We start from the raw sequence: 13,391 nt of genomic DNA on the forward strand, positions 1-13,391 counted from the left end.
CATCGTTATTGTTTATAAATACATCTAATTATAGCTAGAAAATCACAATGAAAACTGATTTTTTCTTAAGGTTTTGTGGTTTAAATATTCATTTTACAAGACAATTGCCCTTTTATGATTGCTACTTTGAATTGAAGCTTCAATAATTTGCATTACTCGAATTCCATCTAAAGCAGTGACAGGTTCAACAGAGTTATTGCTGATTGAATTATAAACTCCGTCAAAAAAATCATAATAATTCCCTTGTAGTGTAGGTATCAATTTTTTAACAATTTCGCCATTAATTTCTGTGTGCAATAACCCTTGATGTTCTATTGATTCAATTCCCCAATTATCAAGATTTGGTTTTTTACCTAATTTCAATTCGTCTTCTTGTACATCGCCACGTGGTTTTAAGAAAGATCCTTTTTTCCCGTGAATTAGGTATGCTGGGTTTGCTTCCCGAACAAAAAATCCTGCTTTTAATCGAACACGAAAATCAGAATAATAAAGTAAAATATCAAAGTAATCATCAACAACGGAATGATCTCGAGTGATTCGAATATCGGCAAAAACTGATTTTGGCATTCCAAATAGAAAAAGTGCTTGATCAATAATGTGTGGACCTAAATCTTTTAAAATTCCGGCTCCAGCATTAGATGTTTCCTTGTGCAGCTTAGGACTCAAATTAGGATTGTATCTATCAAAATGAAATTCGGCCTCCACCATTTCGCCTAATAAGTCTTGAACTAGGATTGCTTGAACTGTTTTAAAATCGCTATCCCATCGTCGGTTTTGGAACACCGTAAGTTTCAACCCTTTTTCACTGGCAATAGTTGCTAGTTCCTTTGCTTGAGCAACCGTTGTTGTAAAAGCTTTTTCAACAATAGCATTTTTACCGGCCAGCAAAACTTTTTTAGTATACTCATAATGTGTTTCTACTGGAGTATTTACAACCACTAAGTTTACATCATCTGCTAATAATTCCTCTAGAGTTGGGTAACTTTTAAAGTGGGGAAAGTCTACTTGTATTAATTTTTTTGTTCGTTCCCAGGCGCCGAGTATTTCAAAACCGGGATGAAAATCAAGAAAAGGCGCATGAAAAATTTTGCCTGACATTCCATAAGAGAGCAGAGCCGTTTTTATTGTTTGCATAGCAATTTACATATAATTTTTTATTTCACTTTGTTACACTGTGTGGCATTTATTATTAGTTACACTGTGTAATACACCGAGTTACTCTGTGTAGCATTTTTTATTAATTTCACTGTGTTACACTGTGTAATACACCGAGTTACTCTGTGCAGCGTACTTAAATTATTAATTTCACCGCGTTACACTGTGTAATACACCGAGTTACTCTGTGCAGCGTACTTAAATTATTAATTTCACCGCGTTACACTGTGTAATACACCGAGTTACTCTGTGCAGCTTACTTAAATTATTAGTTTCACCGCGTTACACTGTGTAGCATTTATTATTAGTTTCACCGTATTCTAAATCTTTGCTCTCAAATATTGTTTTGGCCAATTTACATCTACTCCTAGATCATCAGCAAAGGTTAAGCCTAAATAAGGATTTCGCAATGATTCTCTCCCAAACAAAACTAAATCTGCTTTTCCTGAGCGTATTATTTCTTCGGCTTGAGATGCATCAGTGATTAAACCAACAGCTCCAGTTAAGATTCTAATTTCTTTTTTAATGCTTTCAGCAAAAGGAACTTGATAATTAGATTCTACCGGAATTTGTTGGTGTGAAACCGCTCCACCAGAGGAAACATCAACTAAATCCACCCCTTTTTCTTTCAATATTTTTGAGAGTTGAATTGATTCTTCAATATTCCATCCGCCTTCTGCCCAGTCGGTAGCGGATATCCTAATGAATAACGGTAAACTGTTAGGCCATTCTGACTGAACAGCTGCAATAACTTCAAGCGTTAATCGGATTCGGTTTTCAAAACTTCCACCATACTCATCAGTTCGTAAATTAGACAAAGGAGAAAGAAATTGATGCAGTAAATAACCGTGTGCCGCATGAATTTCCAGCACTTGAAACCCTGCTTGCACGGCTCTTTTAGTAGCGGATTTAAAATCAAAAATTACTTTTTGAATTCCGCTTTTATCTAATTCAAGTGGCGCTTTTTCACTTTCATGATAGGCGATAGCACTTGGCGCAACAGTTTCCCATCCACCTTGATCTTCCGCTACTTTTCGACCACCATTCCAAGGTGATGCTGCACTTGCTTTACGTCCAGCATGTGCCAATTGGATTCCGGGAACCGCATCTTGACTGATGATAAACGCATTAATTTGTTTTAGTTTTTCGATTTGTTCGTCCTTCCAAAGTCCGAGATCTTCTGGCGAAATCCTACCTTCAGCAGATACTGATGTCGCTTCCTGAATAATTAATCCCGCACCGCCACTAGCACGACTGCCAAGATGAACTAAATGCCAATCATTAGCAAATCCGTCAACGGCTGAGTATTGACACATGGGTGATATTGCGATTCGGTTTTTGAGCGTAATACTTTTTATAGATAGAGGAGAAAATAATTGTGCTGACATTTAAAATTTTTTAAGGTATAATTATTGACGATTGCTTTTTTGAAAAAGTAAAGTTAGTAGACTCATTCTAAACGAGGGATTGTATTTATAATAATTAACAAACATTTAAAACGCTGCAGAAGAATTATTGTAAATAAAACAAATAGAAAACCTTACTTTTGCGAGTTATAAAAGAACTAATATTAAAAAATGGACATATTTATAAAGCTTTCTCAATTTTTATTGAGTTTATCATTACTTATTATACTTCACGAATTAGGACATTTTATTCCTGCTAAATTATTCAAAACCAGAGTCGAGAAATTTTACTTGTTTTTTGACGTTAAATATTCCCTTCTAAAAAAGAAAATTGGCGAAACTGAATACGGTATTGGTTGGTTGCCTCTTGGCGGATATGTAAAAATATCTGGAATGATTGATGAAAGCATGGACAAAGAACAAATGGCTTTGCCACCGCAGCCGTGGGAATTTCGATCTAAGCCAGCGTACCAACGTTTAATTATTATGTTGGGCGGAGTGACTGTAAATTTTATTTTAGCTTTTATTATTTATATCGGAATGGCATTTGCTTATGGTGATATTTACATCGCAAATGCTGATCTAAAAGATGGTTTGTTGATCGAAAATAAAGCAATGGAGAACGTAGGTTTTAAAACTGGAGACAAAATTATTTCAGTGGACAACCAAAAAGTTGTAAAATTTGACAACGATATTAATATGAAGGTTGTTATGGCTAAGGAAGTTCTTATCCAAAGAAATGGTGCAGAGCAAACTATAAAAATGCCAATTGATTTTGTAGACCAATTATCAAAATTCGAGAAAGGACAATTGTTAGGGATTAGAATGCCATTTGTAGTAGGTGCTATTGCTGATGGATCTAAAAATACGGCATTAGAACCTAAGGATATTGTTATTTCACTAAACGGACAGCCAGCGAAATATTTTGACCAGGCAAAAACGATTTTGGAAAACAACAAAAACAAAACAATTTCTGCTACCGTTTTAAGAGATCAAAAAGAAATTAAGGTTCCTGTAATCGTTTCTAATGATGGGAAATTAGGAATTGCGGTAGGAGGACTAGACATGAACTCGCTAGAAAAATTAGGCTATTACAAGGTTAGTAAGCAAGAATTTACTTTGCTGGAATCTATACCTGTTGGAATTATAAAGGGGAAAGATCAGTTAATAGGTTACGGAAAACAATTAAAAATGATTTTTAGTCCAAGTACTGGCGCTTACAAGCAAGTAGGTGGTTTCAAAGCCATATTTGATATTTTCCCTAACACTTGGAGTTGGGAAACCTTCTGGCGAATTACCGCATTATTATCCATCATGCTTGGTGTTATGAACTTATTGCCTATTCCAGCACTTGATGGTGGCCATGTAATGTTTTTATTATACGAGATTATAAGCGGTAGAAAACCAAGTGACAAATTTCTAGAGAATGCGCAATTAGTTGGTTTTGTTTTACTTATCACATTATTACTATTTGCGAATGGAAACGACATTTACAAGGCAATTGTAGGCCGATAAAAAAAATTAAAAAAACTTTGGTTTTTATTTGCACAAATCAAATGATAGCCTATCTTTGCACCGCTTTAGAGATGTAATGCAAGTTACTATTTATTGCTCAGTTTCCTTCTTAGCTCAGTTGGTTAGAGCATCTGACTGTTAATCAGAGGGTCCTTGGTTCGAGCCCAAGAGAGGGAGCTTTTATAAAAAGACTATCAGAAATGATAGTCTTTTTTGTTTTGAGTAAGTATCATTATTATGCTTTGTGTCTATATTTTTCATTCATTAAAACTAAATTAATTTATATAGGTTTTACATCTAATTTGAATTAACGGTTGGGACTTTATTTAAATCCAAACCTCAAGCATAAGCAATTGAGCAGCATATCAAAAATCTGTTGTGATATCCCGATATTACAATCAAATTATTTCAAAAAGTAAGGTCTGCTATTCAGATCCCAAAAAGCTGTTGAGAGAAGCTTTAATATCCTGGCAGCACTATCGGACTATTTTATTTATCGCAAAATCAGTACTGCAAGGCGTTACATTATAGCAATTAGGATTTTACCTTCTATTAACTTACCAAAAAAAATTCAAAAAAAAGAATCACTTTACGTTCCGTAATTCACTACTCTATTTGTGATTACTAACAAAAACCTTCTCGTTTTTTCAAGCTATCCACCCTGCTTTTAATGTCATTTTACTCCTGAAGTACAATAAAAGTTTATCTTTGAGTTTTTATGAAATATCTTATAGTTTTACTATTTATAAAGAATCAGTAAAGACGTATATTTTTGTACTATTGAGATGAATTTATAAAATTTTATTTCAAAAAAACACTTAACAGCTTTTGCTGAAAGTGGCTTTGATTAAATAAAGAGTATAGAAATGAACCAGAACTAGCCTAGAAAAACCAATATATAACCTTAAAAATTAAATGATTATGAAGAAAATTATTTTCCTTTCCCTCTTTTTCATACTGGCTTGTAAGCCAACTCAAAAAACGCTTATTTCCGCTTGGGTGCCTTATGACGAAACCGAAGAACTAGCAAAAAGCGCTACCAACGCATCAACTAGAATGCAATACAAATTGATCCAGTCTAAAATTTTGGATAAAAATGCTATTTGGAAAAACATAGCAGAACAACTAGGTACTTTTTCCGAGGAAGATTATCAAACGCTAAAACCTTTAATTTTAGAACAAAACATTCCTACCATTCAATCCCATATTCAATCTGGCAGCTTGAACTACGAAAAATTAACACAATGGTATTTATATCGAATCGTTAAATATGAGAATGATAAAGACAAAATGCTCAACGCAATTGTTGCCATTAGCCCAGAAGCAGTTATGGAAGCGCGAAAAAGAGATAAAAATAAATCCAATCAAAACCATCCCATTTACGGTATTCCAATACTTGTGAAAGATAATGTAAACGTAGCGGGCATGCCTACCACAGCAGGAACACACTTGTTGCGAAACAACATCGCTGCTGATGCATTCATCATTACGCAATTAAAAGATAAAGGAGCAATTATTTTAGGAAAAACAAACCTAAGTGAATGGGCTAATTTCCTTCATCTTACGGGTCCTAATGGCTACAGCGCCGTAGGAGGACAAACACTTAATCCCTATGGGCGAAAAATATTTGACACTGGTGGTTCGAGTGCTGGAAGTGGTGTGGCAGTAGCCGCTAATTATGCAGCAGCAGCAGTGGGAACAGAGACTTCAGGTTCTATTCTTTCTCCTTCATGGCAAAATTCAATTATTGGTCTAAAACCAACTACTGGTTTATTGAGTAGAACGGGTATTGTTCCAATATCAAGCACACTAGATACGCCAGGACCAATGACAAAAAATAGTACTGATAGTGCCATCCTTCTTTCGGCCATGAGTGGAGAAGATGAGAATGATCCTGCCACCATAAATAATCCAAAAAATAAAAAATATATAGAAGGTTTACAGACAGGAACACTCAAAGGATTACGATTTGGCGCTATTAAAAACTTTTTAGGAGATTCAATCTACAAACAAAGTATAAATACAATAATCAAGTTGGGCGGAATAGTTATTGAATATGATCCAGAACCCATGAACTTTGACGGTTTTGGTACTATACTTACTGCCGATATGAAAGTGGATCTCCCTAATTATTTGAATAAATATGCTTCTGATAAAGTTACCAGCCGTTCTATTGCTAAAATCATTGCCTACAATAATAGTGATCCAGCATTGAAAATTCCATACGGGCAAGGCCGTTTTGATGGTATGTTGTCTGACAAGACTTCTGCTGAAGAATTACAGCAAATAAAGGTCAAAGTAAAAAAAGAGGGTGTCCAATTTTTTGAAACGCCAATGGTAAAATACCAACTCGATGCGATCTTATCCATAAACAATAATAACGCAGGTCAAGCGGCGGCTGCAAATTATCCTTGCCTTACTATTCCTATGGGGTATAAAGCAACAGGAGAGCCATGGGGACTTACTTTTATAGCTAGACCGTATCAAGAAGATTACCTCTTAAAAATGGGGATTGCCTTTGAAAAAGCAACAACAATTAGAAAGTCTCCTCAAGCATACAAATAGGTTTAGTAGTGAAAATTAAAAACACCTGTATGATTAATTTGGTTTTACTGCTACTTTCGATCCAAGCTTGGATCGAAAGTTTACTAGCAAAGCAGAAATTTGGATATAGTATTTTATGATAGAATGTGAAACTAAAAAACAAGCTTTGCAATCGAGCAGCATATCAAAAAAATGAAAAGTAAAAATTACAAAGAAAATTCATTACGATATTTTGATATAACAATAAAATTACTCGAAAAACACAAGAAATCTTAATCATAACCCGAAAGGCTTTCGGGTCATGATTAAGATTATTATCGGGACTAGAGAGGAAGCTTTAAAAAAGACTTTACAGTGATGTAAGGTCTTTTTCTTTTTAAAGCAGAAGTGAAATTAATATTTCAGGAAATTTTATTGAAAACGGAAATTTTTTCTATTGACAACTCATCAATTTATGTTAGGAAAAAAAGATACCATCTATTTTTGAAAAGGGAGTACTTTTCTATAATCCCGGATGCTGTGTATAACCTAAAATAAAGTTATAGCAACACAAAATTTTAAAATTCTATTTGCTCAAGCGGAAATCAAAACACATTAAATTGTTAATTCTGCCTGAAACTTTAAAAACATCTATTGTTTCCATCGCTCTTTTACTATCTTTAAATTTAATTTTGTAGTCCTAAAGTTTAATAAGATGAAAATACCAGCTATAATTTCGCTTTCTATTATTGCATTTATATCGTACAGTTGTGATGCACAAGTTAAACCAAATGATATCGTTCTAGAGGACGATGCTAAAAATTATAAACTTGAAGTTGTAGCAGCAGATATTGCGATTCCGTGGGGAATGGCTTGGTTGCCAGATGGAACTATGCTTGTGACTGAAAAAAGTGGCGTACTTTACCATATTAAAAAGGGTATAAAAACGGAAATAAAAAACGTTCCTGCAGTTTATACCCGCGGGCAAGGTGGATTATTAGATATTGCATTACATCCTGATTACGCTAGAAATGGTTGGATTTACATTACCTATTCTTCTGATGAAGGCGAAGGGAGTGGCGGAAATACGAAACTTATTCGAGCTAAATTATTGGATGGAAGTTTAACTCAAATAGAATCACTTTATAAAGCTACACCAAACACTACAAAAGGACAACATTTTGGTTCTAGAATTGTATTTGATAATGAGGGATACTTATATTTCTCTATTGGTGAACGTGGGAATGAATTTGTAAACCCGCAAGATATAATGCGAGATGGAGGAAAAATATATAGACTAAATGATGATGGAAGTATTCCTAAAGACAATCCATTTGTAGGTCAAGCAGGAGTTAAAGAAGCGATTTACACTTACGGAAATCGCAATCCACAAGGAATAGCAAAGAATCCTATAACAGGGGCAATTTGGGCACACGAACACGGTCCTAAAGGAGGTGATGAAATCAACATAATAAAAAAAGGAGCTAATTATGGTTGGCCTTTAGTCACATACGGTATCGATTATGACGGTACTACAATTAGTAAAGAGACTGAAAAAGCAGGAATTGAAAGACCTATTTATTACTGGTTACCTTCAATTGCGCCAAGCGGAATGGCATTTGTAACCGGAGATATATATTCTGATTGGAAAGGACATTTATTAGTAGGCTCTTTGAAATTTCAATATCTTGAACTGGTTAAACTAAAAGGAAATGAAGTAGTAGGAAGACAAAAAATAGCAACAGATGTTGGCCGATTAAGAGATGTTAAGCAAGGTCCGGATGGCTTTATTTATATGGGTATTGAAGGAAAAGGAATCGTTAAAATTATACCAAACTAAATGCTATTAACTACAAAGTTATTAATTGGTTTTACTGCAATTGCGATAACTGGGATTTCGCTTTTTAAACCATTTTCAGATGAAAAATATTTTGATTTAGAGACCAAAAACAAAACTTCAGTAAAAACACAATCACCTGGAAAAGAGATCTATTTTGATTTTTGTGTCCAGTGTCACGGTGCTAATGGAAAAGGAGATCTAAAAAATTTCCCTCCACTTGACGATTCTGATTGGCTGAAAAATAAAAGAAAAGAAAGTATTGCAGCAGTCAAGTTTGGACAAAGCGGTGAAATTGTTGTAAATAAAATTAAGTATAACAACGCCATGCCGGCAATGGGACTTTCAAATCAAGAAGTTGCTGATGTGATGAATTATATTATGACCTCTTGGAGCAATAAACAATCAAAAATTGTAACGGAGAGCGAAGTAGCAGCCATAAAAAAATAGATACAAATTACTGATAATAGCTTTGAGTAAATCAAAAATCGATCTGTTTAATTCAAGATCGTTAAATAAATTTTTTGCTTTTAAGCTTAACGACTCATCTAATTGATTCGCAGTAAAAGCTGCCCTCACCGAAGCGTAAATAATACCATTAAAATTCAAGATTTTTCTTATTCTGCTTTTAAGAATTCGAATAAACGTAAACTAAAAAAGATAACCTACTGTAAAACCCCCGTAATAATTTATAGGATTTCCAGGGTAAAAATAACGCGGTGCGGCATTTCCAAAACCAACTGCATTCGGCAATATATTCGCTGCATATTTTTTATTTAAAGCATTATTGACACCAGCATTTAACTCTAATTTTAGTTTTTTTAATAGGGTGAAAACATAAGTAGTTTTTAAATCGAGTAAGGAATAGCGCTCGTTGTATTTATTATTAGAATCATTCAATGGAATTGCACCCATCGTTCTAAAAGAGCTATTTATACTTAAACCGTTTTTAATAGAAACATCAAGTCCAAAATTAAATTGCTTTTCAGGAACACCCGTCAATTGATTTCCTGAATAATCAGTATTGCCATCAACAAATTCTTTAAATTTAAATTTATTGACTGATCCTGAAAAATAAGGTGTGATACTAAGACTATTCCGTGAGATAAAATTATAGTTAACTAAAAATTCCAACCCGCTATGTGAACTACTTCCCGCATTAATACCAACAAATTGATCTTCAGCAGTACGTCTTGCTACCAACAAGTTTTTTATCTGTGTGCTGTACAAAGTTACCTCTGCGTACAACTTGTTTTTGACCCAATTCCCTTTAAAACCTATTTCGTAATTCCACCCTATTTCTGGTTTTAAATTGGTATTGATTTTTCCCTCAGGAGTCAACGTTTCAGCAACTGATGGTGTTGAAAATCCATTACTAACTGCTGCAAATAGATTTTTACCACTAGCTAGTTTATAAGATAAGCCAGCTCTAGGCGATAATACTGTACCAAAAGTAAAGGGCTCTTTTATGCCTGTTGCATTGTTTTGAAAAATATTTTGTAGTGAATATTGAGTTGTGTTTAGCGCCAAACCTGTCTCTAAATTCAATCGATCTGAAAGTAGAAGCACCATTTGTAAAAAGTAATCGCTGTAATTGCGATTTTGTCTAATAGCGGTAAATTTATCGCCTTGTACGCTTCCCTGACCGGGTTTCGACTGGTATAAATTTTTAAACAGTGCATATTCATAATTTTCATATTGTATTTCAGTACCCAAACTCACTTCTATTGGCAAAGTCAGCAATTGATCTTTATAATTTATGTTGGCTCGAAACCCAATTGCAGTAGTTTTATCATCAATAATATCAAAAGGCCGTGGCTCATAAGCCTTTTTAGAATTAGAAAAAACACTAGTTTGCAGCGACCATTTATTAGAAAAACGATGTTCATATCCTAATCCAATCATAAACTTATCATAGGACTCGAATCCTTGTGCGGCGGCCCAAGTTGTTGCAGCTCTTTCGGGATTATTATTTAAATCAGTTTCATTTATAGAACTTGGAATAAAAGCTTTCAATCGTGTAAAGACTCCTAAAAATGATAATAAGCCATTAGAACTCATTTTTTGTTTTGCATGAAAATTGAATGATTTTCTGTTATATGAGCTATTAGCTCTAAAACCTTCGACCGCTAGATCAGTATAACTTGCAAATAAATTAGTTTTTACATTGCTATATCCTGCTGAAAATCGTTGTTGCAACAATCCAAAACTACCAAAACTAACTGTTGATTTTCCAAAAGATTCCATTTCTGTTGTTTCTCTAGAAAATAATTGCATTACTCCACCTAAGCCAGAACCGAAGCTAGTGGCATTTGGCCCTTTGATAATTTCTATTTTTTCGATAGAAGCTAAGTCAATATCATCAATAGTCGTTTCTCCTTCGCCAGAGGTTAACGGAATTTCATCAAAATAGGCTTTAATTTTATTAGTGCCATATTGAGATCTTGCTCCAATACCGCGAATAGTAATTCGACTGGTATTCAATGCGCCTTGTTGCATAGTGACTCCAGGAATTTTGTTTAACACAGGAGTTAATATAATTCCATCCGTTTTTTCAATGTCCGCAGTCGTAATAACGGAAATAGAAGCTGCTGTATTTTGCAGTACATTCTTAATTGGTGAACCTGTAAGAGTAATTCCTGAAAGCGAAATAGTGTCCTTTTTTACTTGACTCGAAACGGAGAAAATACAGATGAAAAAAATTAGGATAGGGAGGGAATATTTAAACAACGATCTAAATTTTTTTGATTAATAATAGAAAAGTTAAAGTTACCTAATTAATTTTTATTTTTTATCGATAAATAAAACTGCAATTAGAATTACTTACACTTTTATTATAGCACATAAAATGATATACAATGCTAAGATTAATCTGAACACAAAGTTTAATCTTGATTTTTTGACTATCAAAACAGTAAATTATATAAAAAGTTACTACCTAATTCATAACTTTATAGAATAAGAGATTCCTTTAAAAACATATCTTTGCCGCATATCATCTGGATTGTTTCCTATGTTGAATTAAATAAACTGACTGTAAAACTAAAAAAATATGACAAAAATATCCTATCTGTTATTAGTAATTCCAGTACTACTTACAAGTACAATATCCTGTAATAATAGTAAAGCTAAAGAAACTGAAATAGAATATAATTCAGAAAAAACAGTAAAAATCAATTCGGATTCAATAGCAAAAAGCAAAGTTTTGACCGTTGATACATTGGATTACAATAAGCGTTTACTTGCTATCAGTAATCATGACACCACAGGAAGGTGGCCAGTAAAAACACCATATCCATTACCGGGAGCGATATTACCTTATAATAGAATCATTGCTTTTTATGGAAATTTGTATTCTACAAGAATGGGTGTTTTAGGAGAATATCCTCGTCAAGAAATGATTACAAAACTTCAAAATGAGGTGGCAAGTTGGCAAGCTGCTGACTCCACCGTGAAAGCAATTCCAGCATTACATTACATTGCAGTTACCGCACAAGGTGCTCCAGGTAAAAATAATATGCATCGTTTAAGAATGCCCTTTAAGCAAATTGATACTGTGATTAGCTGGGCAAAACCTATAAACGCATTAGTGTTTTTAGATATTCAAGTTGGTCACAGTACTGTAAAGGACGAAGTGGAACAACTAAAACCCTTTTTCGCTTTACCCAATGTACACTTAGGAATTGATCCTGAGTTTTCGATGAAAAATGGAGAACGTCCTGGTTCTAAAATTGGTTATTTTACCGCAGATGATATTAATGATGCTATTGATATTCTCGCTGATGTAGTGCGTAAAAATAAGCTTCCGCCAAAAGTACTAGTAGTGCATAGATTTACTCAAGGTATGGTTAAAAATTACAAAGACATTAAAACTGTTCCTGAAGTCCAAATTGTGATGCACATGGACGGATTTGGTAGTAAAGTTTTAAAAAGATCTACTTATTTGAGCTACATCTATAGAGAACCGGTTCAATTTACAGGTTTCAAATTATTTTATAAAAATGATAATTGGAACGATTGGAAAATCTACCAGCCGGAGGAATTAGTGAAATTTACACCAAAACCTTTATATATCCAATATCAATAAAACGTAATTTAGTATGAAGAATATTTGTATTTGCTTTTTAATTGGATTTTTATTCAGTTGCCAATCAGAAACTCGCAAGCATATTCCTGAGGTTATATCTGACACTATTGCATTATCTAAAAAAGTAGTTACAGTTAAAAAAGTCATGGCTAGTGCCGCAGCGATTCTCTCGAAAAAAGAAGTGCCAATTTTATGCTATCACAATATTAAAGATTTTACGGCCAGCTCTGGCGAAATGACCAAAGTGTATAGTGTAAAACCTTTAGATTTTGCGGATCAAATGAAAGCGCTTTCAGATGCAGGATATGAAACAATTCTGCCGCAACAACTTTATAATTATTTACTTTATGACGGCAAACTTCCAGCTAAACCCATAATGATCACCTTTGATGATACTAGGGAAGAGCAGTTCAGCATTGGCGTTGCCGAAATGAAAAAATATGGTTTTAAAGGAGTATTTTTTATTATGACTGTTTCAATAAATCGTCCAGGTTATATGAGTAAAGAACAAATTAAAAATCTTGCAGATGAAGGACACTCTGTTGCAGCACACACTTGGGATCATCATATGGTAACAAAATATTCTGGTGAAGATTGGAATACTCAATTGATAAAACCAAAAATTAAACTGGAAAAAATTATTGGCAAGCCTATAACAAATTTTGCTTATCCCTTTGGCTTATGGAACGCTGCGGCTATTCCTGAATTACAAAAAAGTGGTTATAAAATGGCTTATATTTTGTCTACCAAAAGAGATAGTATTGATCCTTTATATACAATTAGACGCATTATAGTATCGGGAACTTGGACTACCGAACGAATGATGAAATCAATTGAAACTTCATTTAAGTAATCATATTTAGAACCG

Annotated in this window: 9 protein-coding genes and 1 tRNA gene; 7 read left to right on the forward strand and 3 right to left on the reverse strand. The window is 33.9% G+C overall.

The annotated features are described in order from the left end of the window. Nucleotides 1-93 precede the first annotated feature (93 nt). Both BUA99_RS05645 and BUA99_RS05650 read right to left on the reverse strand, forming a co-directional pair. Nucleotides 94-1,134, reverse strand: a complete 1,041-nt coding sequence (locus BUA99_RS05645; protein WP_072989356.1) for a Gfo/Idh/MocA family oxidoreductase — start codon at nt 1,132-1,134, stop codon at nt 94-96. Nucleotides 1,135-1,475: 341 nt separating this feature from the next. Then, nucleotides 1,476-2,543 (reverse strand): NADH:flavin oxidoreductase/NADH oxidase, encoded by a 1,068-nt coding sequence (locus BUA99_RS05650; protein WP_072989359.1) that lies wholly within the window; start codon nt 2,541-2,543, stop codon nt 1,476-1,478. 189 nt (nt 2,544-2,732) lie between these two features. On the opposite strand from BUA99_RS05650, the gene rseP reads away from it, so the two are divergent. The 5 genes from rseP (at nt 2,733) to BUA99_RS05675 (ending at nt 8,886) form a co-directional block, all read left to right on the forward strand. After that, a complete protein-coding gene (rseP, locus tag BUA99_RS05655) occupies nt 2,733-4,076 on the forward strand; it encodes an RIP metalloprotease RseP (protein ID WP_072989364.1) in 1,344 nt (447 codons plus the stop codon). Between the two features lie 103 nt (nt 4,077-4,179). Then, nucleotides 4,180-4,253: transfer RNA gene (locus BUA99_RS05660), tRNA-Asn, on the forward strand. A gap of 744 nt (nt 4,254-4,997) precedes the next feature. Next, entirely contained in the window at nt 4,998-6,641 is a 1,644-nt protein-coding gene (locus tag BUA99_RS05665) for an amidase family protein (protein ID WP_072989367.1), read from the forward strand. Nucleotides 6,642-7,314: 673 nt separating this feature from the next. Further along, nucleotides 7,315-8,439 carry a PQQ-dependent sugar dehydrogenase gene (locus BUA99_RS05670; protein ID WP_072989369.1) on the forward strand — a complete coding sequence of 375 codons (1,125 nt, stop codon included), beginning with the start codon at nt 7,315-7,317 and terminating at the stop codon, nt 8,437-8,439. Beyond that, on the forward strand, nt 8,440-8,886 hold the full coding sequence (locus BUA99_RS05675; RefSeq protein WP_072989372.1) for a c-type cytochrome: 447 nt from the start codon (nt 8,440-8,442) through the stop codon (nt 8,884-8,886). Between the two features lie 201 nt (nt 8,887-9,087). Here the strand turns inward: BUA99_RS05675 and BUA99_RS05680 are convergent, their stop codons facing one another. Continuing rightward, nucleotides 9,088-11,166, reverse strand: coding sequence for a TonB-dependent receptor (locus BUA99_RS05680; protein WP_072989376.1), 2,079 nt, complete (start codon nt 11,164-11,166; stop codon nt 9,088-9,090). A 322-nt stretch (nt 11,167-11,488) separates the two neighbouring features. Between BUA99_RS05680 and BUA99_RS05685 the strand changes: the two genes are divergently transcribed. Continuing rightward, nucleotides 11,489-12,523: a hypothetical protein gene (locus tag BUA99_RS05685; protein WP_072989379.1), complete on the forward strand. Its 1,035-nt coding sequence runs from the start codon at nt 11,489-11,491 to the stop codon at nt 12,521-12,523. Nucleotides 12,524-12,536: 13 nt separating this feature from the next. After that, nucleotides 12,537-13,376, forward strand: a complete 840-nt coding sequence (locus tag BUA99_RS05690; RefSeq protein WP_072989381.1) for a polysaccharide deacetylase family protein — start codon at nt 12,537-12,539, stop codon at nt 13,374-13,376. Nucleotides 13,377-13,391: the final 15 nt, after the last annotated feature.

The organism is Flavobacterium segetis (assembly GCF_900129575.1).
Classification (GTDB): Bacteria; Bacteroidota; Bacteroidia; order Flavobacteriales; family Flavobacteriaceae; genus Flavobacterium; species Flavobacterium segetis.